The sequence below is a fragment of the Vibrio sp. B1-2 genome, assembly GCF_963888445.1.
Lineage (GTDB): Bacteria > Pseudomonadota > Gammaproteobacteria > Enterobacterales > Vibrionaceae > Vibrio > Vibrio anguillarum.
Window position 1 is genome coordinate 58806 of record NZ_CAWPJH010000045.1, and the last position, 26014, is coordinate 84819.

22 protein-coding genes and 2 tRNA genes are annotated in these 26014 nt (G+C 44.8%); 4 read left to right on the plus strand and 20 right to left on the minus strand.

The window, feature by feature from the left end; genetic code table 11:
• Positions 1–134 precede the first annotated feature (134 nt).
• On the plus strand, positions 135–2186 hold the full coding sequence (locus AACQ75_RS17740) for a putative bifunctional diguanylate cyclase/phosphodiesterase (protein ID WP_170889160.1): 2052 nt from the start codon (positions 135–137) through the stop codon (positions 2184–2186).
• Positions 2187–2249: 63 nt separating this feature from the next.
• Here AACQ75_RS17740 and rimI read toward each other — a convergent pair whose 3' ends face one another.
• The 4 genes from rimI to ubiT all read right to left on the minus strand — a co-directional run bounded on the left by rimI (position 2250) and on the right by ubiT (position 4381).
• Positions 2250–2696 carry a ribosomal protein S18-alanine N-acetyltransferase gene (rimI, locus tag AACQ75_RS17745; protein ID WP_013857606.1) on the minus strand — a complete coding sequence of 149 codons (447 nt, stop codon included), beginning with the start codon at positions 2694–2696 and terminating at the stop codon, positions 2250–2252.
• A gap of 4 nt (positions 2697–2700) precedes the next feature.
• Positions 2701–3105: a DNA polymerase III subunit psi gene (locus tag AACQ75_RS17750; RefSeq protein WP_170889161.1), complete on the minus strand. Its 405-nt coding sequence runs from the start codon at positions 3103–3105 to the stop codon at positions 2701–2703.
• A gap of 261 nt (positions 3106–3366) precedes the next feature.
• Positions 3367–3870, minus strand: a complete 504-nt coding sequence (locus AACQ75_RS17755) for a GNAT family N-acetyltransferase (RefSeq protein ID WP_094132022.1) — start codon at positions 3868–3870, stop codon at positions 3367–3369.
• Positions 3854–4381, minus strand: a complete 528-nt coding sequence (gene ubiT / locus AACQ75_RS17760; protein ID WP_010318913.1) for a ubiquinone anaerobic biosynthesis accessory factor UbiT — start codon at positions 4379–4381, stop codon at positions 3854–3856. The genes AACQ75_RS17755 and ubiT overlap by 17 nt, the downstream gene beginning before the upstream one ends.
• Before the next feature lie 196 nt (positions 4382–4577).
• On the opposite strand from ubiT, the gene AACQ75_RS17765 reads away from it, so the two are divergent.
• The 3 genes from AACQ75_RS17765 to AACQ75_RS17775 all read left to right on the plus strand — a co-directional run bounded on the left by AACQ75_RS17765 (position 4578) and on the right by AACQ75_RS17775 (position 8636).
• Positions 4578–6626, plus strand: a complete 2049-nt coding sequence (locus tag AACQ75_RS17765) for a bifunctional diguanylate cyclase/phosphodiesterase (protein ID WP_026027438.1) — start codon at positions 4578–4580, stop codon at positions 6624–6626.
• 101 nt (positions 6627–6727) lie between these two features.
• Positions 6728–7741 carry a ubiquinone anaerobic biosynthesis protein UbiU gene (gene ubiU, locus AACQ75_RS17770; protein WP_170889162.1) on the plus strand — a complete coding sequence of 338 codons (1014 nt, stop codon included), beginning with the start codon at positions 6728–6730 and terminating at the stop codon, positions 7739–7741.
• Between the two features lie 16 nt (positions 7742–7757).
• The gene (locus AACQ75_RS17775; protein WP_026028086.1) at positions 7758–8636 is read left to right on the plus strand and encodes a U32 family peptidase; all 879 of its coding nucleotides are present in this window, start codon (positions 7758–7760) and stop codon (positions 8634–8636) included.
• A 37-nt stretch (positions 8637–8673) separates the two neighbouring features.
• On the opposite strand, the gene AACQ75_RS17780 is transcribed toward AACQ75_RS17775, so the two are convergent.
• The 16 genes from AACQ75_RS17780 to ftsH form a co-directional block, all read right to left on the minus strand.
• Positions 8674–10014: an MATE family efflux transporter gene (locus AACQ75_RS17780; RefSeq protein WP_157724194.1), complete on the minus strand. Its 1341-nt coding sequence runs from the start codon at positions 10012–10014 to the stop codon at positions 8674–8676.
• Between the two features lie 40 nt (positions 10015–10054).
• Complete coding sequence (locus AACQ75_RS17785) at positions 10055–10465, minus strand: MarR family winged helix-turn-helix transcriptional regulator (RefSeq protein WP_013857613.1); 411 nt, start codon at positions 10463–10465, stop codon at positions 10055–10057.
• 119 nt (positions 10466–10584) lie between these two features.
• Positions 10585–11505, minus strand: a complete 921-nt coding sequence (gene nlpI, locus AACQ75_RS17790; RefSeq protein WP_170889163.1) for a lipoprotein NlpI — start codon at positions 11503–11505, stop codon at positions 10585–10587.
• 152 nt (positions 11506–11657) lie between these two features.
• Positions 11658–13784, minus strand: a complete 2127-nt coding sequence (gene pnp, locus AACQ75_RS17795) for a polyribonucleotide nucleotidyltransferase (RefSeq protein WP_010318920.1) — start codon at positions 13782–13784, stop codon at positions 11658–11660.
• A 316-nt stretch (positions 13785–14100) separates the two neighbouring features.
• A complete protein-coding gene (rpsO, locus tag AACQ75_RS17800; protein ID WP_010318921.1) occupies positions 14101–14370 on the minus strand; it encodes a 30S ribosomal protein S15 in 270 nt (89 codons plus the stop codon).
• 109 nt (positions 14371–14479) lie between these two features.
• On the minus strand, positions 14480–15430 hold the full coding sequence (gene truB / locus AACQ75_RS17805; protein ID WP_013857615.1) for a tRNA pseudouridine(55) synthase TruB: 951 nt from the start codon (positions 15428–15430) through the stop codon (positions 14480–14482).
• Positions 15431–15847: a 30S ribosome-binding factor RbfA gene (gene rbfA, locus AACQ75_RS17810; RefSeq protein WP_094124560.1), complete on the minus strand. Its 417-nt coding sequence runs from the start codon at positions 15845–15847 to the stop codon at positions 15431–15433. It abuts the gene before it with no gap.
• Between the two features lie 105 nt (positions 15848–15952).
• Complete coding sequence (infB, locus tag AACQ75_RS17815) at positions 15953–18667, minus strand: translation initiation factor IF-2 (RefSeq protein WP_047690112.1); 2715 nt, start codon at positions 18665–18667, stop codon at positions 15953–15955.
• A gap of 24 nt (positions 18668–18691) precedes the next feature.
• Positions 18692–20179: a transcription termination factor NusA gene (nusA, locus tag AACQ75_RS17820; protein WP_013857618.1), complete on the minus strand. Its 1488-nt coding sequence runs from the start codon at positions 20177–20179 to the stop codon at positions 18692–18694.
• A 36-nt stretch (positions 20180–20215) separates the two neighbouring features.
• Entirely contained in the window at positions 20216–20671 is a 456-nt protein-coding gene (gene rimP / locus AACQ75_RS17825) for a ribosome maturation factor RimP (RefSeq protein ID WP_013857619.1), read from the minus strand.
• Positions 20672–20881: 210 nt separating this feature from the next.
• Positions 20882–20958 (minus strand) — tRNA-Met (locus AACQ75_RS17830).
• Positions 20959–21012: 54 nt separating this feature from the next.
• Positions 21013–21096, minus strand: a tRNA-Leu gene (locus tag AACQ75_RS17835).
• 26 nt (positions 21097–21122) lie between these two features.
• Positions 21123–21458 carry a preprotein translocase subunit SecG gene (gene secG, locus AACQ75_RS17840; protein WP_010318534.1) on the minus strand — a complete coding sequence of 112 codons (336 nt, stop codon included), beginning with the start codon at positions 21456–21458 and terminating at the stop codon, positions 21123–21125.
• A 263-nt stretch (positions 21459–21721) separates the two neighbouring features.
• A complete protein-coding gene (glmM, locus tag AACQ75_RS17845; protein ID WP_088720912.1) occupies positions 21722–23062 on the minus strand; it encodes a phosphoglucosamine mutase in 1341 nt (446 codons plus the stop codon).
• A gap of 22 nt (positions 23063–23084) precedes the next feature.
• Positions 23085–23915, minus strand: coding sequence for a dihydropteroate synthase (gene folP / locus AACQ75_RS17850; RefSeq protein WP_105977487.1), 831 nt, complete (start codon positions 23913–23915; stop codon positions 23085–23087).
• A 58-nt stretch (positions 23916–23973) separates the two neighbouring features.
• On the minus strand, positions 23974–25923 hold the full coding sequence (gene ftsH, locus AACQ75_RS17855) for an ATP-dependent zinc metalloprotease FtsH (protein WP_017049783.1): 1950 nt from the start codon (positions 25921–25923) through the stop codon (positions 23974–23976).
• Positions 25924–26014 lie beyond the last annotated feature (91 nt).

Consider the following 26014-nt stretch of genomic DNA (forward strand, 5'->3'; position numbering starts at 1 on the left):
CCCCTATATTTGATCTGGGAGCAACTTTCGTCGCTATACAAATCAACAAGAGAATGGCGACCTTTCTATTTGTAATTAAATTATCAATAAATATGAGCTATAACTAAAAAGGGCGAAGAGAATAAGCGAGTATTATGCTGATAACCAAACAAAGAAATTCTCTGGCATTTAAACAAGCCAAAACAGTGTTCCTAGTCTCGGTGATACTTGGGATAGGCTTTAGTTTATACCATACTTTGCTCGATCTACACCAAGAGCAAACACGCATTGAAGATCACTACCGTTTTAAACTGCTGCAAAATTATTCAAATGCCAGCCAGGCCGCTTATCACCTCAACAACTTATTAGCCAATCAAGTCGTCTCTAGCTTAATGGTTGATAATGCCATTTATCACGTTGAAATTATTGATGATTTTGGCGACACCCTGGCAAAGAAAAGCAGAGAAATCCCAGCACAGACGGCTTTTATTCGGCTCTTATCGAATTATCTGACACCTGAAATACCCATTTTTAAAACTGACTTGCATCAACCCAATTCGAGTGTGGTGGTAGGTAGCTTAAGTTTTTCCGTCAACGGCTCTTCCATTGCCAAAGAATTTATTGCAAAAACCACACGAGTATTGCTGTTTGATCTCTTTCGAAATGTGTTGCTGACTTCGATCCTTTTAGTCTTTTTTTACTACAAGCTGTCAAAACCCATCACCACGTTAATTTCGTGGGTTCGCTCATTGCAAAACAATCAACGTCCAACACAGCCGCCATTACAACAGCAAAAAAATGAGCTCAGTGAGTTAGCCGGTACTTTCTATACTTTATGGAAAGAGCGAGAGCTCGCGGATGCTAAACTTAACCAATTAGCCTACTACGACACGTTAACTGGCCTTGCTAATCGCAGCTTGCTGCTGCAACTGCTCACTGATGCCATTGATAACAGTATTCGCACCCACACTTCTGGTGTGTTGTTTTACCTTGATCTCGACCGTTTCAAAACGATCAATGATTCACTTGGACACACAACGGGGGATCATTTAATCAAAGCTATCGCCATGCGTATGGATGGCTGGCTTAAACACGATTACACCGCCGCACGCATCGGTGGCGATGAGTTTGCGGTGTTGATTCCTCATCTCTCTCGCCAACAAGCAGAGAAGGTAGCTCAGCAGCTTCTGGCTCTGATTTCCAACCCTTACTCGATTGATGACCACCAGCTTTATTGCACTGTGAGTATTGGTATCTCGATTTTTCCGTCAGTGGGCAAAACCAATATCGATGTCCTTAGACAAGCCGATACAGCGCTTTACCGCGCAAAAGCGAATGGACGCAATAAATACATGTTTTATGAGCCAGAAATGCAGGCTCAAGTCGAATCGTTTCTGGAAATTGAAAAAGGCCTCCATGAAGCCCTCAATACCCAACAGTTAGAACTCTATTACCAACCTCAAGTCGATGAGCGGCACAATATTGTCGGTGTGGAAGCCTTGATCCGCTGGAACCACCCAACCAAAGGTGTATTGCCACCGGGTGTGTTTATGACCATAGCAGAAGAAACGGGGCAAATTATTCCGATTGGAAACTGGATATTAGAGCAAGCGTGCTATCAATACGCCGCTTGGAAGCGCCAAGGAGTATTACCTCCCCATTTTCGCCGTTTAGCCATCAACATCAGTCCGTTGCAGTTTTCTCAAGATTCTTTTGTTGAACACATTAACCATGCAATGCAACAAGCAGGTATTACTGGTGAACATATTGAATTGGAGATTACTGAAGGGCTATTACTGGAAAATGTAGAAAGTGCGATTCAAAAAATGGTGCAACTTAAAAAAAGTAAGCTGAGCATCTCGATTGATGATTTTGGCACTGGTTATTCATCACTGCGTTACCTCAAACTTTTATCGGTGGATGTGCTCAAAATCGATCGTTCTTTTGTCACTCAATTGCATCTAGATGAGAGTGACCAAGCAATTGTGGATACGATTATTATGATTGCGAAACGTTTAAATTTGGAGGTAATAGCCGAAGGTGTGGAAGAGTGCCAAGAACTCGAAACTCTCAAACAATTGGGTTGTGATCAGTTCCAAGGTTACTTATTTGATAAGCCGTTAACCGCTAAGGAAGTCGTCAAGCGTTTTGCAAGCCCATGCTATCAACTCAATGAACATCAAAAAGATAAGGCGCACCAGAAATAGTTCCGAGACGCCTGACCATGAAAAAAAACTGAGTTTGCAAACGATCTGCTGATGGAAAATAAGCTACAAAAAATAGTAGCTCATGATGATCGCATCTTCTGATCCTTTCGGAGTGGGATAGTAGTTCACTCGACGATCGAGCTCATTAAAACCCAGCGATTCGTACAAGCTATAAGCGCGGATGTTACTTTCGCGAACTTCAAGCCACGCACTTTCAGCTTGCGCTTTTTCACAGTAAGTTAAGAAAAACTCCATCAACAATTTTCCGTAACCCTTACCTTGCTGCTGCGGATCCACAGCGATATTCAACAAGGTCACCTCTCCAACAATATTCTGTGCATAGAAATAACCGACAACTTTGCCATCAACCAACATAGCATGGTGGCATGCACCACGACTCGCCAAGTCGCGCACGAGTGATTCAGCCCAAGGGTAACTGTGGGCTTGCTGCTCAATGGACCAAATAGCATCAAGATAAGGAAGTGATAAAGGCACAACATCAATATTCATAGTTTTATGACTCATAAGAACAAATTTGCTGCCACAACGCCCGGCGCAGCTCGGTATTGCCATCTATCTCAACTAGCGGCGGTGACGTTAACACTTTCTGAACCAACGGGCTTTCTTTCTTTTCACAGCCTGAAAACCACACCCATTCAATGCTGGAGCCTGTTAGTTGGCTAAGAGAGTGAGGCTCAAGATGACACGCCTGACTGATTTCGAGCCCCATACTCTTCAATACTCTTGAAAACAGCAATAGAGCACCTTGTTGCGGGTATTGGGGGGAAACGAGTAATAAACGGCACGTGCTCGGTAGCGTCACCGGATCGGGTTGATAGCCAGCCAGCCGCTGTGGATGGATAAGCTCCCAACGCTGGATGCCCATTTCTTGTAAATATTGATTTTCGTGATGTGACATCTGTTTATGACCTCATTGAACATCGCAATCCTAACAAATCAGCGCCAAGACAGAAACCGTTAATCATCCAATGACCCAAGAGCTATGCCCAAACAACTTGAAGTTGCAGATAGGCGGCAAGTGAATTCATCCCCATGAGCCTAGATAAACGAGGTGATTGGGGTGAGCGAATGTAGCCAACACAACGGTAGCTTCAAATGAGAAGAGCATAAAAGTAAACAGGGAGCACTGGGCTCCCTGTTTTGAATAGAAATACGGTGATTAAAGATCGTTGAACTCTGGGCAATACTCAATTAAACCCGCTCGCCCGCTCAATTCGCCGTCGACTAATGCAACGATCTGAAACGCGCCAACTGGAACATCCCAACGACAACGAAAATCAGATTTCGCCGCCTCTTTAAAGCCAAAGCGTTGATAATAATCCGGGTCACCCAAAACCACACAAGCTGGATAATCGAACTCAGCCAAACAGATTAACCCCTCTTTTACCAACGAGGCGGCGACACCTTGATTTCGCCACTCTTTTTTCACGGCCAACGGTGCAAGCCCTTGCCAATTTAAGTCTTCACCATTGAGTAATACTGGGCTAAACATCACATGACCAACGACTTCGCCGTCATCATCACAGGCCACTAAAGAGAGCGTCAAATGGCTGTTTTCCCTTAATGTCATGACCAAATTAGCTTCAGCATCTGTCTCAAAGGCTGATTTTAATAAGCGGTCAATCGCTAAGATATCCGCTGGCGCTTCAGTTCGAATAAGCATTCATTACCTCATTTTGTGTCACTGGCGATTGTACGCCCTTATGCACAAAATCTGCTAGCTGATTTATTAACATCTGGAACGGTTTTGGTAAAAGCTCTAGGTCAACACTGTCCATCAGGTTCTTCACCTCTAACCCCAGTTCGGTATCCCCTTCAATGGAGAGTCGACGTTGAAAGAACAGCGTATCAGGATCTTCTTTTCGACCAGCAATCAACACCATATCATTTAGGTTACCGCTAAAGCTGACATCTTCCACTTCCGTCTTATCAGACACAACAAGTTGTTCCGCTTGATAGCTGATATACCAATTCAAATTCAAATCGCGAATTGAAACCTTTAACCATTTCCCATCAAGAAATTCAAAGTCACCTTCTTGCAAAGCCTCATGAAATATAGTTTTCAACCCTTCTAGCAAGGCTTTTTTTTGTACAACTTGCGGTAAGAAGTGGACTGGGGATCGCAAAATTGAAGCGGCGTTTTGAACTAGTTGAGTACGAATCTTGTGAATCACGAGCGTTATCCGTTACTTTGTAATGCAATAGTACCTAATCATAATGGATGTGGGGGTGCAAATTCCTGTGATGCATCAAAAAACGTACATTGTTTGAGAACCTTTTCTAGCTTAGTAATCAAAGTTATAGTTAATGTGTTACTTACGTTGTAACATCCTCATGAATATAAGTGCTCTGGAGAGTGGTAGTAGCTTGATGCCTTCGCAACATTTACAACATTGGTTTGCAAAAATCACGTCGAACAGTCCGTTCTTTTTTGCCATCTTGAACGACCAACATAACTATGTGATGGTCAATGAACGTTATTGTGATATTGCAGGGCTGAGCACAACCGAATTGGTTGGAATGAATGACTCACAAATTCTGGGTGAGCATTTCTACCGCCATCTAAAACCCTATTATGAACGGGCATTTCAAGGAGAAACGCTTGAGACCGAACTGACTCTTCACGAGATCGATTTAGAAACGAGTTTGCATTTCTCTTTATCACCTATCATGGGTGATAAAAAAGTCGAAAATATTGTGTTTCACGCCATCGACACCTCCGAAAAACAGATCCTCATTCGCTCATTAGAAGAGTCGGAAAATAAGTTTTCAACCTTGACTAGCTTGCTTCCTGATGGATTGTTGCTGGTCGATGACGACTGCATTATCTCTGCTAACCCCGCATCGGCTCGTTTACTCGGTTTTGAAAATACCTCAGAGCTTCTTGGTGAAGAGTTATCGCGCTTGTTTGTCGATGAAAAAAGTAAAACCGTATTCAGCTCTCCACTTAGTTTATTACTCGCAGGAGCACCATTGGTCTGCCTCACTGGGCCAAAGTGTGGCTTTGAACGTAAAGTTCAACTGCACGCTGGAGCCACCGTCGTGCTGGGCAACAGCTCACAACTGATTTTGATTCAAGATGCAGAAGATGCACCTAAGCAGTTGTCTTCGACTATGCATGCCGATATCCACATTGACTCGCTGACTAACTTGTATAACCGTTTTGGTTTCACTAAACGTTTAGAACAGTTCATTCAAAATGAAACACCCCTTGTGATGCTCTATTTAGACATTGATAACTTCAAAAACATCAATGACTCTTTAGGCCATCATATTGGCGATAAAGTCATTAAAGAGGTCTCAGCACGGCTGAAACGTTTACTACCGCAACAAGCGATTGTGGGCCACCTTGGCGGCGATGAATTTGGACTAATACTGCCTGACCCTGAAAATAGTCGCGCCGCTGAAATGTTGGCTGAACGCATCATTTCTTTGATTAACCAACCGTTTGATCTGCACCATTTCAGTAAACGCTTAGCCTGCTCAATAGGTAGTGTCGCCTACCCTGGTGACGGTAGCGATGCACGCGTATTGTTGCAAAACGCCGATACGGCGATGTATGAAGCCAAAGATCGTGGTAGAAACCGTCTGATTAAGTTCAACGATCAAATGAACAAAGAAGCGCGCATGCGCTTATGGCTTGAAATTGAACTGCAAAAAGCGCTGCAACAAAATGGCCTTGAAGTGTGGTATCAACCGAAAGTAAATGCTCGCGACTTCAGCATCAATGGTGCGGAAGCTTTGGTGCGCTGGAAACACCCTGTGGAAGGGTATATCAACCCGGGCGCTTTTATCCCTGTCGCGGAAAAAGCTGGGCTGATTGAACATTTAGGCCGAGTGGTGATGCGTGATGTCTTCTCGACCGTAAAACGCTGGAAGCTGCAAGGCATTTTACCAGGTCGCGTGGCGATCAATTTATCGCCCGAACAGTTTTGTAACCCGAAGTTGATTGATTATATGGAAAAACTGCTTCGCACCACGGAGCTTGATCCAAACTGCATCACATTTGAACTGACCGAAAGTGCCGTCATGAGCGACAGCGAACACACCTTGCAAATGTTGAACGCGATCAAAAAACTGGGCTTTTCTCTGTCCATTGACGACTTTGGTACGGGGTATTCCTCGCTCTCTTACCTCGCTCGCTTCCCGATTGATGAACTTAAAATTGACCGCGCTTTTATAACGGATATCGATACACTTCCTAAACAAATCACCGTCATTGAAAACATCATCAATTTAGGTAAATCACTCAACTTAACGGTCGTTGCCGAAGGTGTGGAAACCCAACAACAAGCCACGCTGCTCTCTAATCTCAACTGTAACTCAATTCAAGGCTTCCATTTTTATCGGCCACAACCAAGGCAGGAAGTAGAAGAGTTATTCGTTCAAAATCGTCGTCATCGTTCTACTCCCAAATAAGTAAATCTCGTTTATTCGCCCCAAACCTGCCTTACATCAAATTTGCTATTCATAATGCTTCATAAAATACCACTACTTTCCCTTAGATATCGTACGGATCAATGGAACTTTTATGTCCTGCAGGTAACCTGCCTGCTCTAAAAACAGCGATCGATTGTGGTGCAGATGCGGTTTATATCGGCTTCAAAGATGATACTAATGCTCGCCACTTTGCTGGCCTTAATTTCGCAGGTAAGAAGTTAGATAAAGCGGTGCAATATGTTCATGATCACCATAAAAAAATTCATGTCGCGTTAAATACCTTCGCCCATCCTAATGGCTTCGAGCGTTGGACTCACGCCGTCGATAATGCCGCCAGTTTAGGCGTGGATGCGTTGATCATCGCCGATATCGCGGTATTGGATTATGCCGCTAATCGATATCCAGATCTCGAACTGCATCTTTCTGTGCAAGCCTCCGCCACCAACGTCGCCGCTATCGAGTTTTATAAACAAAATTTCAATATAAAACGAGTGGTGTTACCACGAGTGCTATCAATCCATCAAGTCAAACAGCTCTCACGTAATATGATGAGTGACGTCGAGCTTGAAGTATTTGCTTTTGGCAGCTTATGTATTATGTCTGAAGGGCGCTGTTATCTCTCTTCCTATATGACGGGAGAATCACCCAATACTGTCGGAGCCTGTTCGCCCGCGAAGTATGTCCGCTGGCAAGAAACGGACTCAGGTTTGGAATCTCGCTTAAACGAAATTTTGATTGATAAATACGCAGCCGGAGAAAATGCAGGCTACCCAACCTTGTGCAAAGGTCGTTTTGAAGCGCAGATCGATGGGCAACCTAAACGCTACCACGCACTAGAAGAACCAACCAGTTTAAATACGTTATCACTATTACCAGAACTGTTTGTAGCCAACGTTGCTTCCGTCAAAATTGAAGGTCGCCAACGTAGCCCTGCATATGTGGAGCAAGTGACTAAAACGTGGCGATCGGCGATTGATCGCTACCAAGCAAATCCACAAGCCTACCAAGTAGAAACGGCTTGGAACACCGCCTTAGCCAACGTATCTGAAGGCACGCAAACGACACTCGGCGCGTACCATCGCCAATGGCAATAAGAGAATGGAGAAGAGAATGAAATATGCGCTGGGTCCTTTACTCTATTTCTGGCCCAAACAAGAGGTAGAAAGTTTTTATCAACAGGCAATCAATAGCCCTGCTGATGTGATCTATTTGGGTGAATCAGTCTGCTCCAAGCGACGTGAGATAAAACCACAACACTGGTTTGAGATCGCCAAAGCGCTTTCACAAGCGGGTAAACAGGTTGTGATCTCAACCATGGCGCTACTGGAAGCGCCGAGCGAAATCAATGTGATGAAAAAGTATATTGAGAATGGCGATTTTGCGATTGAAGCCAATGACGTTTCGGCGATTCAACTCGCCAGTGAAAAACGCCTTCCTTTTGTGGTTGGGCCCGCCGTGAATGCTTACAACGCGCGCACACTGCAACTGTTCCTAAAGCAAGGGATGATCCGTTGGTGCATGCCTGTTGAACTCTCCCGTGATTGGCTAATCAATGTATTGCAACAATGTGATGAGCTTGGTATCAAAAACCAGTTTGAAGTAGAAGTTTTTAGCCACGGATACCTGCCACTGGCTTACTCCGCACGCTGCTTTACCGCACGGGCTGAAAATCGCGCGAAGGATGAATGTGAGACTTGCTGTATCAAGTATCCAACCGGAATTCAGGTTCACAGCCAAGAAGGCCAAGCGGTATTTAACCTCAACGGTATCCAAACCCAATCGGGCTATTGCTATAACCTTGCTAATGATTTGCCAAGCATGGCGGGATTGGTCGATGTCGTTCGTTTAAGCCCACTAGGCCTTGAGACATTCGAACATCTGTCGCAGTTCAAGGCCAATGAAAAAGGAGAGCATCCCTCCCCTTTAACCAATCACCAATGTAACGGCTATTGGCACCAATTACCGGGCCTAGCGATTCAACAAAGCTGAGCGTAGCCTCCCCCTAGAGAAAAGGGGGAGGCTCTTGTTAAGCGAACACGGTTTGCTTCGCGTTATCACAAGGTAGTGCACGCAAATCTCGCCACAACATCAAACCCACCACCAAACTTAACGCAATATTGGAAATGGGGAAGGCAATCCACACACCAGTCACACCATATAACTTAGGTAACAAATACAAGAACGGTAGTTGGATCGCCATATTACCAATGGTGACAAACATCGCCTTACTGCCGCGATTGGTCGCTTGGTAAAAGGCGGCGGCGACAACTAAAAATCCATCCAAAAACAACGCAAACATATGCAGTTTTAAGCCCAGTACAGCGCTTGCCATCAATTGCGGGTCAGTTGAATTGAAGACCGCAACAACCTGAGTGGAAAACAAGTTCAGCAGCACCACAAAACCCAGCCCGCCAAGCACGGCAATGCTCATTGCAATTTTGAGCAGTTTTCTAATATGAAGATAGTTTTTGGCACCATAATTGAAGCTAACTAACGGCTGCATACCATTCGCGATGCCCTCTGCCGTTAAGTAATAAACCGTGACGATATAGCCTAATATCGCGTATGCCCCAACAAGTACTGCGCTGCCATAGTGAGCAAATAGACTGTTGTGCACCGCCACCATCATCGAACCGTAGGCATACATAAAAAAGCTTGAAGTACCAATCGCAACAATCTTAGGTAACAACGACCATTGCACCCTCATCACCGAGAGTGACAGCTGCAACTTGGCTCGCGTCGAAAAGAAATAGCCTATGCCCAATACAGTCACACTTAATTGTGCGAGTGCCGTTGCTATGGCGGCACCAGTAAGTTCCCAATGTAAAACGGCAATAAACAGATAATCAAAGAGAATATTGATTATCGCACCACTCACCATCAGCAATGTGGCTAAATTAGGGCTGTCGTCGTTTCGTAACAAGAAAGGCATCGCAATAGAGCCAAGCGTAAAGACACAAGCGATCACTAATACTTGCAAATATTGCAAGCCAAGTTGGTAGACTCGTCCTTCAACGCCTTGCCACGCAATGAAATCGTCCGCAAGAAACCATAGAATTGTCGCCACCACGGGAGCTAGCATCAAAAGCAACAATAGGCCAGTAGCAAGCACTTGCTTAGCTGCAGCTATGTTCCCTTCACCTTGCTTTATCGAAGCCAGAGCACCAGTTCCAACGCCCACCAACATGCCAAGCCCTAAAATAAAGCCAATAATAGGCCACGCAACGTTAATGCCCGCCAATCCCTCAGCACCAACATAATGACCAATAAAAATACCATCCACCACTTGATACAAGCCATTGACTAACATAGCTGCCACGGTCGGAATGGTATAGCGCCAAAATTGGCGGTAAATTGAATTTTTCATAACAGACACCATAGTTAGCAAGGCTAACTATATAAGTAAATTAAAGTAATACTTTGGATAACAACATATTAAAACACAGTGCTTCTTCTTCCGAGAGATGCTTAATCACTTGCTCTGCGACAACAGCGTACACTTTCGCTTCATCCGCTAAATGCTCACGCGCAGTATCGGTGAGAGAAACTCGGTAAGAACGCGCATCATCTTGGCATTGTGCCGTCTGAACCAACCCTTTATTTTTAAGCCTTTTAACCATATTTGATACCGATGGTTTACTCACTTCCATCTCATTGGCTAAATCAGTTAAGCGCAGTGGCAAAGAAGAGCTTTGAATCACTTTAAGGTAATCATATTCATTAAAGCTCAATTGTGAAATGGGATCAGCTTTGCTATACCGACGCCAGATTTTGGCACTAAAACGCTCTAATTTTTCTAAGTTAGCTTCTAGTTTCACTGTTTTTTAAATTTAAATAGTTATCAAGGCTAACTATTTTATGGATCTTTAGATCGTTAAGCAACAAAAAAACCGCTGAAAAAGTCAGCGGCTTTAAGGGAAAGGATATAGCAAGGTATTTATTGCTGAGACTCTGGCTGTTCTGATTTCGCCTTAGCTAAATAGTCGGCTCTTACTTGCTGGAAAATTTTCCCCAATTCAAGATAAGCGTATCGATGCTCAACATATTCGTAGACGTTAAATGACAACGCAAGCTTGTACAAGGCGATCGCGTGCGCGTAATTTCCCTCTTGTTGGTAACGCTTAGCGAGATAAAAATAGACTTCAGTTAAACGCTGTGCTTGTATCGCATTACCGCTGCCTTCTTCTAAGATCATCTTAAAAGCTTGCTCTTCCGATATCTCTTTAAGCGTTAACGCAACCAAGAGCCATCCCCATTGATCATCTCGAACTTTATAGCGATTGAAGAGATCCACACGTGCCTGCAAAGGCTCGCTTTCACTTTGAATAATATATAGCCACAATGCACGAAAGGGATCGCTAGGGTCATGTTGATAATGTGCGCGAATCTCTTCCAGCGCAAGTTCTGTACGGTCGCCGTAATAAAGTGCGATGGCTCTGTTACGCTCAGCGTAAAAATTGTCAGGTTCAAGTTCTAATGTCGAATCAAACGCCTCATAAGCGGCATCAAACTCTGCGACTTGCGTGTAATACACGCCTAATAAATTAAAGATATCAGGCTGCGCCGGGTTAAGCGCGAGTGACTGCTCAAAATCTAAACGTGCTAAAGTGCGTAGCCCAACACTGTCGTAGTTGTTACCACGCTCATAAAACATTTTGGCCCGCACATCATCAGGCAGATCAGTACGTTGTAGCAGTTGCGTCAAACGCGCTATCTGAACTTGTTGCTGTAATGAAGACTGCAATGGCACTGCCATCGGAGGGTATACCCATTGACTTTGATTGTCATTTTGAGTTGACGCGCAGCCCGACATTATCAGTATCAAAGCACTCAATGCGGCCGTTGGAAACCATTTCACAAATAAAACTCCTGTGTACCCCAAAGCCCAAGATAAGTGGGTGTATCGCATTAATCTAGGCATGAAAAAGGGAGCGAATAACGCTCCCTTTATATCATGCTTTATGTTGAAAAGGCGACTAAAGCGCCGTGCTTCTCAAGCTTAAAGTGGCCTTATTCAGCCGTTGGTGCTGCAACAACTTCTTCAGCTGGTTTCTCTACCGCTTCTTTCATGCTTAGACGAACACGGCCTTGGCGGTCGATTTCAAGTACTTTAACTTGAACTTCTTGGCCTTCTTTCAAGTAATCAGACACTTTCTCGATGCGTTGATCCGCGATTTGAGAAATGTGTACCAGACCATCTTTACCAGGAAGAATGTTAACGAACGCGCCAAAATCAGCCAGACGAGCGACCTTACCAGTATAGATAGCGCCGACTTCAACTTCAGCCGTGATCTCTTCAATGCGACGAATCGCTTCTTTAGCTTGAGCGCTATCGGTTGCCGCAATCTTGATTGTGCCGTCATCTTCGATTTCGATGGTTGTGCCCGTCTCTTCAGTTAGAGCACGGATCACAGCACCACCTTTACCGATCACGTCTTTGATTTTCTCAGAGCTGATCTTCATGGTGTAAATGCGCGGTGCAAATTCAGAAATCTCAGCACGAGCACCAGAGATCGCTTGATCCATCACAGAAAGGATATGCTTACGTGCACCTTGTGCTTGGTTTAGCGCAATTTGCATGATCTCTTTGGTGATACCTTCGATCTTAATGTCCATTTGCAGTGCAGTGATACCTTGGTTAGTACCCGCTACTTTAAAGTCCATGTCACCTAGGTGATCTTCATCACCAAGAATGTCAGAAAGAACAACGAAATCATCGCCTTCTTTAACAAGACCCATTGCAATACCTGCAACTGAAGACTTGATTGGTACACCTGCATCCATCAGAGCAAGAGAAGTACCACATACCGAAGCCATTGAAGATGAACCGTTAGATTCTGTGATTTCTGATACGACACGAACTGTGTATGGGAACTCTTCCACTGAAGGCATAACGGCAGCGATACCACGCTTAGCCAGTTTACCGTGGCCGATTTCACGACGCTTAGGAGAGCCTACAAAACCAGTTTCGCCCACACAGTATGGAGGGAAGTTGTAGTGTAGTAGGAAGTTATCTTTACGCTCACCTGTTAGCTCATCGATGATTTGAGCATCACGCTGAGTACCAAGAGTAGCGGTTACGATTGCCTGAGTTTCACCACGAGTAAATAGTGCAGAACCGTGAGTACGAGGAAGAATACCAGTGCGTACGTCTAGCGCACGAACCATGTCTTTTTCACGACCGTCAATACGTGGGTTGCCAGCAATAATGCTACGACGTACAACCGTCTTCTCTAGATCGTGGAAGATAGTGTGGATTTCTTTCGCATTTGCTTCAGGATCTTCAGCAAGAATTACTTTGTTTACTTCAGCAGCAATTTCATGAATACGGTCGTAACGAGCCATTTTTTCAGTGATTTTGTAAGCTTCAACAAGCTTAGCTTCTGCTAGTTCAGCGATCTTGCTGTTAAGTACTGTGTTCTCTTGAGGAGCAACCCAATCCCAAGCTGGAGTGGCAACTTCAGCAGCAAATTCATTGATCGCTTTAATCACAGCTTGTTGTTGGTCGTGACCGTAAACAACCGCTGCTAGCATTTCTTCTTCAGTTAGGTTATCCGCTTCTGACTCAACCATCAGTACCGCGTTGTCTGTACCTGCAACCACAAGATCAAGACGAGATACTGCAAGCTCGGTCATGCTTGGGTTAAGCACTAATTGACCATCAATGTGACCCACGCGCGCCGCGCCAATAGGACCATTGAATGGAATACCAGAGATAGCAAGTGCTGCTGAAGTACCAATCATAGTCACGATATCAGGTTGAACGTCTGGGTTTACAGACATCACTGTCGCGATGACTTGAACTTCATTTTTAAATGCATTAGGGAAAAGAGGACGAATTGGGCGGTCAATCAGACGCGCAGTCAAAGTTTCGCCTTCTGATGGACGACCTTCACGCTTGAAGAAGCCACCTGGAATTTTACCCGCTGCGTAAGTACGCTCTTGGTAGTTAACAGTAAGAGGGAAGAAGTCTTGACCTTCTACTGCTTCTTTTTTACCAACAACAGAAACGAATACCGCGGTATCGTTCATAGTGACCATAACGGCCGATGTAGCTTGGCGTGCGATAACGCCGGTTTCTAGAGTGACGGTATGATTACCGTATTGGAATGATTTCACTACTGGTTTATCAAACATTGTTTATCCTTGCTCTAGAGTTGCCTCTAGATTGAATGAAATAACACTCAAGACATTACGAATCGCGACTAGTAAAAATAGGCTCTATATCACGGGAAACAAAGCGTTGGGCTTGCCGCTCCCACTGGTATCTGAACGCTACTTTTAATAGCCGCGACCTGCTGGCCGACTTCGGTGACTGTAATGCTATGAGTATGAAGCGTTAAAGTACATACAACACACTTTAACGGCGGGTAGTATAGCGACTTAGGAGAGATTGTGCCAAATTTAGATAACAAAAAAGGGGCTAAAAGCCCCTTTTCTGAACAAACTGATCTTAGCGACGTAGCTCAAGACGTTTGATTAGGTCTTGGTAACGACCTAAATCTTTACCTTTTAGGTAGTCTAGAAGCTTACGACGGCTTGAAACCATGCGTAGTAGACCACGACGGCTGTGGTGATCGCCTTTGTGAGTTTTGAAGTGACCTTGTAGGTGGTTGATAGAAGCAGTTAGTAGTGCTACTTGTACTTCTGGTGAACCAGTGTCGCCTTCGCCACGTGCGTATTCAGCAACGATTGCCGCTTTAGTTTCTGCATTCAGAGACATAATGCTCTCCTAATAAGAGTAAGTTTAAAGGTGTAGCAGCCAATCTCTGATTCAGCCGCTACGCGAAGCCGGGATTATAGGGAAATCCCCAACGTTAAGCAATAGCTATTTAAAGCGACTCTTCGTCTCTAAAAACGACCAATCGCTTAGGCGCAACACGACCATCTTGGTCAATTTCACCCACACCGATAAAGAGTTTCTCTTCACCCATGGTCATGCGCACTGTGCCATCAAGTGGCACACCCAACACTTGCACTGGTTGGCCATGTTGTACCATGTCTGCCAACTCAGGAATAAGGTTAACTTCCGGCAAATCTTGCACCGCACTGTCCATTGGCATCAATAACGAGTCCAACACATTTTTCGGTGCGACATCATCACGCAGCGCCTGTTGCAGCAATGCATCAAGTTGCTCTAAAGTCACCATCTTCTCATATGGGTACTTCGCGACCGCAGTACGACGCAGCATGGTCACATGTGCGCCACAACCAAGCATTTCACCTAAGTCATCCACGATAGTGCGGATATACGTGCCTTTCGAACAGTGCACATCCATTTCAACTTCATCACCTTCGAAACGGATCAATTCAATATCATAGACAGTGATTTTTCGAGATTCGCGCGGAATATCAATGCCTTCACGAGCGTATTCATATAGAGGACGGCCTTGATATTTCAGTGCAGAAAACATTGACGGAATTTGGTCGGTTTCACCACGAAAACGCTCGATGCACTCTCGCAGGGTATTTAATTGCACATTGACTGGACGTGTTTCCACTACCTCTCCGTCTGAATCAGAGGTATTGGTTCGCTCACCCAGTTTTGCAATGACTCGATAACGTTTATCTGAATCAAGTAAAAACTGAGAAAATTTTGTCGCTTCACCAAGGCAAATAGGCAACATTCCTGTTGCCAAAGGATCGAGCGCGCCAGTGTGTCCGGCTTTTTCTGCAAAATAAATACGTTTTACTTTTTGTAAGGCATCATTCGAGGAGATACCCGTTGGCTTATCCAGTAAAATTACCCCGTTGATTGGGCGACCTTTACGACGACGAGCCATCTATTCATTCCCTTCTTCAGCAGGCGCTTCATCTTCACGTCCTGCATCTTTCTGTCTGCGCTTATCATTGCTGACCACTTCAGTCACCAAGTTGGACATGCGCATACCTTCAACCAAAGTATTGTCATAAGTGAAGCGAATTTCTGGTGTCAAACGTAAGCGAATACGTTTGCCAAGCATCATGCGGATATGAACTTCATGCTCTTTTAACGCAGCTAAGCAGCTTTCTGGGGTCTGCTCACCAACGCATAGAAACGTCACAAACACTTTTGCATAAGCAAGGTCACGTGACACTTCGACTTCTGAAATCGTCACCATACCTAAGCGTGAGTCACGGACTTCACGTTGTATGATCATGGCGAGTTCTTTTTGCAGCTGTTGGGATACGCGCTGCGTGCGGCTAAATTCTTTTGACATATCTTTTCTCACATATAGAAAGAATGGGGGGATGGTTCAACCCAGCCCCCCATGGTGTATTCAACAACCGATTACTGTCTATTTCAATACAGCAACGTCAGTCAATTAATCCAGTGTACGTTTAATTTCCACTGTTTCGAAGACTTCGATTTGGTCACCAACGCGAACATCATTGTAGTTCTTAACGCCGATACCACATTCGTAGCCATTCTTCACTTCTTGCACGTCATCTTTAAAGCGACGTAGCGACTCAAGCTCACCTTCGTAGATAACCACGTTATCACGTAGAACACGGATAGGGCTATTACGTTTGATAACGCCTTCAGTCACCATACAACCAGCAACTGCACCTAGTTTAGGTGATTTAAATACTTCACGAACCTGAGCAAGACCAATGATCTCTTGCTTAAACTCTGGTGCTAGCATGCCGCTCATGGCCGCTTTTACTTCATCAATCAATTGATAAATGATTGAGTAGTAACGTAGGTCTAAGTTTTCAGATTCGATAGTACGACGAGCTGATGCATCAGCACGAACGTTAAAGCCAAGTACGATAGCGTTAGAAGCTGCTGCAAGTACTGCATCAGTTTCTGTGATACCACCCACACCAGAACCCACGATGTTCACTTTCACTTCATCAGTTGAAAGGTTACGCAGTGAATCAGCAATGGCTTCAACCGAACCTTGAACGTCTGCTTTTAGTACCACGTTCAGTTCAGCCACTTCGCCCGCTGTCATGTTAGAGAACATGTTTTCAAGCTTAGATTTCTGCTGACGTGCAAGCTTCACATCACGGAATTTACCTTGACGATAATTTGCCACTTCACGTGCTTTACGCTCATCACGAACTACTGTTGCTTCATCACCGGCAGCTGGAACACCAGACAAACCTAGAATTTCAACAGGAATTGATGGGCCCGCTTCCGTAACTTCGTTACCAGTTTCGTCGCGCATCGCACGAACACGGCCATATTCTTGACCACACAGTACGATGTCGCCTTTGCGTAGTGTTCCTGATTGAACAAGAACAGTTGCCACAGGGCCACGGCCTTTATCAAGACGAGACTCAACTACCACACCAGACGCCATACCATCTTTAACAGCATGAAGCTCAAGAACTTCAGCTTGAAGTAGGATAGCTTCTAGTAGGCCTTCAATATTGGTTCCCTGTTTCGCAGAGATGTGAACAAACATGTTCTCACCGCCCCACTCTTCAGGAATGATGTTGTGTTGAGCAAGCTCATTTTTCACGCCATCTGGGTTCGCGCCATCTTTATCGATTTTGTTTACTGCAACGATAAGTGGCACATTCGCCGCTTTCGCATGTTGAATCGCTTCAACCGTTTGTGGCATTACGCCATCATCTGCCGCAACAACCAATACAACGATATCTGTCGCTTGAGCACCACGAGCACGCATTGAAGTAAACGCAGCGTGTCCAGGAGTATCAAGGAAGGTGATCATACCGTTTGGTGTTTCAACGTGGTAAGCACCAATGTGCTGAGTAATACCACCGGCCTCGCCTGATGCAACGTGTGTGCGACGGATGTAATCAAGTGTTGATGTCTTACCGTGGTCAACGTGACCCATGATAGTAACAACTGGCGCACGAGGCACTGCTTCAAACTTGTTATCACGGTCAGAAAGGATCGCTTCTTCCAGTTCATTCTCTTTGCGGATGAGAACTTTATGACCCATTTCTTCAGCGACTAATTGCGCGGTTTCTTGGTCGATCACTTGGTTGATGGTTGCCATTGCGCCCATCTTCATCATCACTTTGATAACTTCAGTTGCTTTCACTGACATTTTGTTTGCCAGTTCAGAAAGAACAATCGTTTCACCGATCACAACATCTTGCTTAGCGACAACCGCTGTTTTATCAAAACCATGTTGCATCGATGCAGGTTTAGCCATACGACCTTTACGAGCTTTGCCTCGGCGCGTACCGCGCTCTTGCTTATCATCCTGCGATGAGATTTTGCTCTTATTAGCTTTCGTAGATTTACGGCTAGCACCTTCTTCACGGCGATCTGCTTCATCTTCGGCTTCACGTGCATACGTTGAAGTCGTAACATGGTAATCTGTATTTTCTTCCATACTACCCTTTTTCTCTTCTTCAGCAGACCAACGCTCTTTATTCTTCTCAGCCAATTCACGTGCTATTTCTAGCTGGCGCTGACTTTCCTCTTCAGCTTTACGTAATGCTTCGGCTTCTTGACGACGTTTAAGCTCTTCGGCTTCTTTTCGCGCTGCTTCTTGCTTCATTTTATTTTCAGCAGAAAGTTCTGGTTTCACTGCAGAACGTTTTGCTTTCTCATCCGCGTTAGCTGTTGCATTCGTTTGTGCTTCAACCTTCGCTTTCTCTTGTGCCTCACGCTTCGCTTTTTCTTCGGCTTCACGCTTTGCTTTTTCTTCGGCTTCGCGCTCTGCTTTTGCTTGTGCTTCACGCGCTGCTAATTCTTGCGCTTCACGTTGCGCGGCTTCTTCCGCTTCACGTGTTGCTTCATCGTCTACTGCACTGCGCTTAACGTAGGTACGTTTTTTACGCACTTCAACTTGAACATTCTTACTTTTGCCGCCGCCAGCATTGACGCTCAATGTGCTGCGTGTTTTTCGCTGCAACGTCAAACGAGTCGGCTCTGAGTCACCAGTGGTATCACCGTGCTCTTTTCTAAGATGTGACAATAACTTATGTTTTTCATCATCAGAAACGTTATCAGAACTCGTTTTGTTCATGCCTGCATCAGCAAGTTGCTCTAACAAGCGGTCAACTGGCGTACCAATTTCTTCACTCAGTGCTTTAACTGTAAGTTGTGTCATGCCGCTCTCTCCCCTTGCTGAGAATTATTCTTCTTCGCTAAACCAACAAATATTGCGCGCTGCCATGATCAATTGACCTGCACGCTCTTCTGTTAGACCTTCAATATTTTCGAGGTCATCAATACCTTGGTCAGCAAGATCTTCTAATGTGACTATGCCTTTCGCTGCGAGTTTAAAGGCCATTTCACGCTCTAAACCTTCTAGTGCGAGCAGATCTTCTGCTGGCTCTAGCCCTTCAAAAGACTCTTCTTGTGCTAGCGCAATCGTGGTCAACGCATTCTTCGCGCGAGTACGCAATGCTTCGATGATATCTTCATCTAGGCCGTCAACTTCAAGTAGCTCAGCAACTGGCACATAAGCCACTTCTTCAAGCGTTGAGAAGCCTTCTTCAACCAATAACTCAGCGAAGTCTTGCTCGATATCGAGGTACTTCATGAAGTTTTCAATAGAAGCCATCGATTCTTCTTGATGTTTTTTCTGTAGATCAGCAACCGTCATAACATTCAATTCCCAACCGGTCAGTTGAGAAGCGAGACGTACGTTTTGACCATTACGACCGATTGCTTGCGCTAGGTTATCCGCTTCAACAGCAATATCAATTGAGTGCGTATCTTCATCCATGATGATCGATGCAACATCTGCTGGTGCCATTGCATTGATAACAAATTGAGCTGGGTTATCATCCCAAAGAACGATATCAATGCGCTCACCGCCGAGCTCACTCGATACGGCTTGAACACGTGCTCCACGCATACCGACACACGCGCCCACAGGGTCAATGCGTTTGTCATTGGTTTTGACTGCAATTTTCGCACGCGAACCCGGATCACGAGCCGCGGCTTTCAATTCAATCAGCTCTTCACCGATTTCTGGCACTTCTACACGGAATAGCTCAGCGAGCATTTCTGGTTTTGAACGAGTAATGAAGAGTTGGAATCCGCGCGCTTCAGGGCGTACAGCATATAGCAGACCACGAACTCGGTCACCTGGACGAAAGTTTTCACGCGGTAGCTGGTCATCACGTAAAATAACCGCTTCAGCGTTATTACCTAAATCCAGAATAACCGAATCACGGTTTACTTTCTTAACAACGCCAGTAACCAACTCACCTTCGTTATCAATAAACTGTTCGACGATTTGCGCACGTTCAGCTTCACGCACTTTTTGTACGATAACTTGTTTTGCTGTTTGTGTTGTAATACGGTCAAAGGTCACTGATTCAATTTGATCTTCAATATATTGACCAAGTTCAGCTGTTTCGTCGTCGTATTTAGCTGCATCGTATGAAATTTCTTTTGTTGGATGTTCAACATTTTCAACGATTAACCAACGGCGAAAAGTTTCAAACTCACCCGTTTTACGGTCGATAGCAACACGTACATCGACTTCAATTTCATGTTTCTTCTTTGTTGATGTGGCAAGCGCAGTTTCAAGCGCCTCAAAAATACGCTCACGAGGTACGGCCTTCTCGTTCGAAACCGCCTCAACTACCGCTAAAATTTCTTTACTCATTTAATCTAGCCTCTTAAGCTCTTTTCTCTAGGAGAACTAAAATTTAGGGATCAGGTTAGCTTTAGAAATATTGCTTAGCGCAAATAGTTCTTCTTTCCCATCAACGCTAATTGCAACGGTTTCGCCATCAATAGAATGGATAATTCCTTTCCATTTGCGACGGTTGCCGACACCCATTTTCAAAACGATGCTGACTTCGTGACCAATAAACTGTTCATAATGCGCTGCTTTAAAAAGTGGTCTCTCTAAACCTGGTGAAGAAACTTCTAGGTTGTAAGCCACAGAAATTGGATCTTCAACATCGAGCACAGCACTCACTTGATGGCTCACTTCTGCGCAATCATCAACGTTAATACCGTTTTCATGATCAATATAGATGCGTAATGTTGAGTGCTCTCCGGCACGAATAAATTCTAATCCAACTAACTCATAACCTGATGCCGCTACTGGAGCGTCAAGCATTTCAGTAAGTTGTCTTTCTAAACCAGTCATTTAAACCACTCCAGAAACAAAAAAAGGGCACAGAGCCCAATTTAAATTCCAAGCAACTATCTGAAAATCTCATACTTGAGAAACTCAGATAACAAAAAACCCCGATTAGTCGGGGTTTTTTGTTGCTGGACCCTGATGATTGAGAATCTAAATTCTCAATTGCAGTGAGGTTGACACTGCACAAACTTGCATCCAAAACCCAAAAAGAATTGGTTGCGGGGGCCGGATTTGAACCGACGACCTTCGGGTTATGAGCCCGACGAGCTACCAAGCTGCTCCACCCCGCGTCCGACTTGCGAGCATTATACGCTCTATCAAGTGATTTACAAGTTTGTAAATAATGGTGCCGAGAGAGGGACTCGAACCCTCACACCTAAGGCGCTAGCACCTCATGCTAGTGTGTCTACCAATTTCACCATCTCGGCAATTATTTGTACTTATCTAAGATAAGTTATTGCGGGATTTCGTCACCAGATTTTACTGGAACGTCACTCGCTGTATCCGTAGTTTGCTCAATCACTTGACCTTTAGTTGGGTCAATCCATTGTGATTCAGTTTTATGCGTAGACAAATTGCCCAATGCCAAACTAAGAATGAAGAATACGGTTGCAAAAATTGCAGTCATTCGGGTTAGGAAATTTCCTGAGCCACTAGCACCAAACACAGTGTTTGACGCGCCAGCACCGAAAGAGGCTCCCATATCTGCGCCTTTACCTTGTTGAATTAACACTAGGCCAATGATACCAAGCGCTGCCAACAGGTAAATCACAAGTAGAACTGTAAACATTACTTCCACCTATGTTCCAAATAGTTGAGCCAGCGCCGTTCTTATCAACTGACTTGAACAAGGCTAGCGACCTCCTCAACGAAGGCGGACGCAATACTAACGAATGCATCCCATGCTGACAAGGAGTATTTTATAAAAAAATGGAGTTTATGCTTCAAGCGGTTAAAAAAAGGGCAACAACACCCTATGTGTATAGCTAACCATAAGATTTCAAGCCGAATTACGGTCATGAAATCCTAGGTTAACTCATATTATTTGCCTGGTTAGCAATTATCTTTAACCGCTTGAGCTATCTTTAATGCTGAATTTTTTACTAGCTCAGCATCTTCCCCTTCCACCATCACACGCAATAAAGGTTCAGTACCTGATTTACGCAAGAGCACTCGACCTTGGTTACCAAGTTCCGCTTCTACGGCAGCTACAGCCGCTTTTACCGCTTCGGCTTCTAATGGGTTGGAATCACCACTAAAACGTACGTTTTCTAAAACCTGCGGGTAAAGCGTCATGCCTTTAGCCAGTTCATTGAGCGACATTTCACTGCCCACAACGGAAGCAAGAACTTGCAACGCCGCAACAATCGCATCACCCGTAGTCACTTTGTCTAGCAGTATGATGTGCCCTGAATTTTCTGCGCCAATTTTCCAACCTTTTGCCAGCAATTTTTCCATCACATAACGGTCACCAACCGCCGCTCGCACAAAAGGGATACCTAACTGCTTTAAGCCGTTTTCCATACCAAGGTTTGTCATTAGCGTTCCAACAACACCACCTTTTAATTCTCCACGTCGCAGGGCATCACGGGCGATGATATAGGCAATTTGATCTCCATCCACTTTATTGCCAAGCTCATCAACCATAATTAAGCGATCGCCATCACCATCAAATGCCAGTCCTAAATCTGCTTTTTCTGCCACAACGCGCTGTTGCAACGCGCGGACATCCGTTGCTCCAACTTCGTCATTAATATTCAGACCATCTGGCTCAACCCCCATTGCTATCACTTCAGCGCCAAGTTCCTTAAAGACATTAGGCGCGATGTGATAGGTGGCACCATGAGCACAGTCAACGACGATTTTCAGCTTTGATAAATTCCATTGCGATGGAAAGGTACTTTTACAAAACTCGATATACCGCCCTGCAGCGTCGACCATACGTGAAGCCTTACCAAGTTCGGCAGACTCGACACACTCAATCGGTTTATCCAATTCAGCTTCGATCTCCAATTCAATTTCATCAGGTAATTTAGTCCCTTCGGATGAGAAGAATTTGATGCCGTTATCGTAATAAGGGTTATGCGACGCTGAGATAACGATCCCCGCTTCTGCACGAAAGGTTTGAGTCAGGTAAGCAACAGCTGGCGTCGGCATAGGTCCGGTAAAAATCGCCTTTAATCCTGCAGCGGCTAAGCCCGCTTCTAGAGCCGACTCAAGCATATAACCTGAAATACGCGTATCTTTACCAATAATGACTTTTTTCGTGCCTTGTTTTGCCAATACACGTCCAGCCGCCCAGCCAAGTTTTAATACGAAATCGGGAGTGATAGGATACTGTCCAACTTTACCGCGGACACCATCTGTACCAAAGTAACGTCTTTTGTCAGACATGATTTTTCCTTAATTATTATTGTTAACTATTTTGAATAATGGTTTGTACTATTTTCATTGCTTCAATGGTTTCGTTCACATCATGGACACGAATAATGTGTGCACCTTTCATTGCAGCTACAGCCGCGCAGGTAACGCTCGCCACCATACATTCAGCTGGTTTTTTATTGAGTAGTTTAAAAATCATTGACTTACGGGACATCCCAGCCAATATTGGCAAACCTAGTTGATGAAATGCGTCTAGATGTGCAAGCAGATAATAATTATGCTCAATGGTTTTGCCAAATCCAAAACCGGGGTCGAGGATAATATTTGCACGCGCGATCCCCACACGCTCGCACGCTGCGACTCGATCTTCTAGAAAGAGCTTAACATCCGCTAACACATCTTGATAATGTGGGCTGGTTTGCATCGTTCGTGGCTGGCCTTGCATATGCATGATACAGACAGGCACTTGTGCTTTAGCCGCAACCTCTAATGCCCCCGGCTCTTGCAGTGCACGAACATCATTAATCAAGTCAGCACCAGCCTCAACCGCCTGACGCATCACTTCAGCTTTACTGGTGTCAATTGAAATCCAGACGTCATATTTTGCACGAATAGCTTTAATAATAGGAATAACACGAGATAATTCGTCATCGAGAGTCACTTCTGGAGCACCCGGCCGAGTTGACTCCCCTCCAATATCAATAATGCTGACACCTGCGGCAATCATTTTATCGGCATGCTCTAGTGCCAAATCTAGCGCGTTAAATTTTCCACCATCGGAAAATGAATCCGGAGTCATGTTCAAGATACCCATGACATGAGGACGATCGAGGATAAGTGTCTTTGTTGGGGTTTGAATCTTCATTTTGCTCTAAAACACAAAAACCCCGAGAAAGCTCGGGGTTTAATTTGAATATTAACGATTACTCAGCATCTTTCTTTTCTGAGGACTCAGTGGCTACTTCGTCTTCTGCTGCTGGCTCTACTTTTGGCTCTTGAGCTTTTTCCGCTTCCGCTTTTTCTGCTTGAGCTTTGGCTTGATCAGCCCAACCTGCAGGTTCGCGAATCTCGGTTTTACGCTCCATTAAGTCATCAATTTGGCCTGCATCAATCGTTTCGTATTTCATCAACGCATCTTTCATTGCATGCATAATATCCATATTTTCTTCAAGGATTTTACGCGCACGATCATAGTTGCGGTCAATAATTTTACGAACTTCGTCATCAATCAACTTAGCAGTATCTTCAGACACATGCTTAGTTTGAGTCACGCTGCGCCCTAAGAAGACTTCACCTTCATCTTCTGCATACAACAATGGGCCAAGTTTTTCCGAAAAGCCCCATTGAGTAACCATTTTACGAGCAATGGCTGTCGCACGTTCGATATCGTTTGATGCACCAGTTGAAACGTTTTCTGGGCCGTAAATTAACTCTTCCGCTAAACGACCGCCATACAAGCTTGAAATCATAGACTCAAGATGCAGCTTCGACATGCTAACTCTGTCTTGTTCAGGCAAGTACATCGTCACACCTAAAGCTCGACCACGTGGAATAATCGATACTTTATAAACAGGATCATGTTCAGGTACCAAACGACCAACAATGGCGTGTCCTGCTTCATGATAAGCTGTTGATGCTTTAGTTTCTTCAGACATCACCATCGAACGACGTTCAGCACCCATCATGATTTTGTCTTTTGCTAACTCAAACTCAACCATCGAAACATTGCGTTTGTTACCGCGAGCAGAGAATAACGCCGCCTCGTTCACTAAGTTCGCCAAATCGGCACCAGAGAAACCCGGTGTTCCGCGAGCAATCAATGAAGGTTCAACATCACCAGCTAAAGGTACTTTGCGCATATGAACTTTCAAGATCTGTTCACGGCCGCGAACATCAGGTAAACCGACCACCACTTGACGGTCAAAACGCCCCGGACGCAGCAATGCTGGGTCTAAAACGTCTGGACGGTTAGTTGCCGCAATGACGATAACGCCTTCATTGCCTTCAAAACCATCCATTTCAACCAACATTTGGTTTAAAGTCTGCTCACGCTCATCGTGACCGCCGCCGACACCAGCACCACGTTGACGACCTACCGCATCAATCTCATCAATAAAGATGATACAAGGTGAAGCCTTTTTCGCTTGCTCGAACATGTCACGTACACGAGATGCACCGACACCGACAAACATTTCAACGAAATCAGAACCAGATATAGTGAAGAACGGTACTTTCGCCTCACCAGCAATTGCTTTTGCCAGTAATGTTTTACCTGTACCAGGAGGACCAACCATCAAAACACCCGTTGGAATTTTCCCACCCAGTTTTTGGAAGCGACTCGGATCACGCAAGTAATCCACAAGCTCTTTCACATCTTCTTTCGCTTCGTCACAACCAGCCACATCACCGAACGTGGTTTTGATTTGCTCTTCACTCATCATACGAGCTTTGCTCTTACCAAATGACATGGCACCTTTGCCACCGCCACCTTGCATTTGACGCATGAAGAATATCCAAACACCGATCAGTAGGATCATGGGGAACCAAGAGATAAAAATGGTCCCGAGCAAACTTTGCTCTTCTGGTGGTGTACCTTGTACTTTAACGTTTTGATTAATCAAATCATCAAGCAGTTTTTGATCGTACACGGGCATGTAAGTTACATAGCGAGTACCACCGCCTCTACGAGTAAAGGAAATTTCACTATTGTTAAATTGAGCTTCTTGAATCTGGCCTTGGCCAACTTCCTGTACGAACGTGGTGTAATCCACTGCTTTGCCGTTACTATCACCAGGGCCAAAGCTCTGGAATACCGACATTAAAACGACAGCTATAACTAGCCACAGAATTAAATTTTTTGCCATATCACTCAAGGTGTAAGCCTCGCGATAACTAATTGTAATTAAAGGTAGGGTACTACAGTTTGTAACCTGTAGCCATATGTTAACTTATGCCTTGTACAGC

Bases quoted from the DNA above. Each gene is read 5' to 3' on its own strand.
- AACQ75_RS17740 (WP_170889160.1), top strand. From the start codon at position 135: ATGCTGATAACCAAACAAAGAAATTCTCTGGCATTTAAACAAGCCAAA.
- rimI (WP_013857606.1), bottom strand. From the start codon at position 2,696: ATGAATATTGATGTTGTGCCTTTATCACTTCCTTATCTTGATGCTATT.
- AACQ75_RS17750 (WP_170889161.1), bottom strand. From the start codon at position 3,105: ATGTCACATCACGAAAATCAATATTTACAAGAAATGGGCATCCAGCGT.
- AACQ75_RS17755 (WP_094132022.1), bottom strand. From the start codon at position 3,870: ATGCTTATTCGAACTGAAGCGCCAGCGGATATCTTAGCGATTGACCGC.
- AACQ75_RS17765 (WP_026027438.1), top strand. From the start codon at position 4,578: ATGCCTTCGCAACATTTACAACATTGGTTTGCAAAAATCACGTCGAAC.
- ubiU (WP_170889162.1), top strand. From the start codon at position 6,728: ATGGAACTTTTATGTCCTGCAGGTAACCTGCCTGCTCTAAAAACAGCG.
- AACQ75_RS17775 (WP_026028086.1), top strand. From the start codon at position 7,758: ATGAAATATGCGCTGGGTCCTTTACTCTATTTCTGGCCCAAACAAGAG.
- AACQ75_RS17780 (WP_157724194.1), bottom strand. From the start codon at position 10,014: ATGAAAAATTCAATTTACCGCCAATTTTGGCGCTATACCATTCCGACC.
- pnp (WP_010318920.1), bottom strand. From the start codon at position 13,784: ATGTTTGATAAACCAGTAGTGAAATCATTCCAATACGGTAATCATACC.
- rpsO (WP_010318921.1), bottom strand. From the start codon at position 14,370: ATGTCTCTGAATGCAGAAACTAAAGCGGCAATCGTTGCTGAATACGCA.
- truB (WP_013857615.1), bottom strand. From the start codon at position 15,430: ATGGCTCGTCGTCGTAAAGGTCGCCCAATCAACGGGGTAATTTTACTG.
- rbfA (WP_094124560.1), bottom strand. From the start codon at position 15,847: ATGTCAAAAGAATTTAGCCGCACGCAGCGCGTATCCCAACAGCTGCAA.
- infB (WP_047690112.1), bottom strand. From the start codon at position 18,667: ATGACACAACTTACAGTTAAAGCACTGAGTGAAGAAATTGGTACGCCA.
- nusA (WP_013857618.1), bottom strand. From the start codon at position 20,179: ATGAGTAAAGAAATTTTAGCGGTAGTTGAGGCGGTTTCGAACGAGAAG.
- rimP (WP_013857619.1), bottom strand. From the start codon at position 20,671: ATGACTGGTTTAGAAAGACAACTTACTGAAATGCTTGACGCTCCAGTA.
- secG (WP_010318534.1), bottom strand. From the start codon at position 21,458: ATGTTTACAGTTCTACTTGTGATTTACCTGTTGGCAGCGCTTGGTATC.
- glmM (WP_088720912.1), bottom strand. From the start codon at position 23,062: ATGTCTGACAAAAGACGTTACTTTGGTACAGATGGTGTCCGCGGTAAA.
- folP (WP_105977487.1), bottom strand. From the start codon at position 23,915: ATGAAGATTCAAACCCCAACAAAGACACTTATCCTCGATCGTCCTCAT.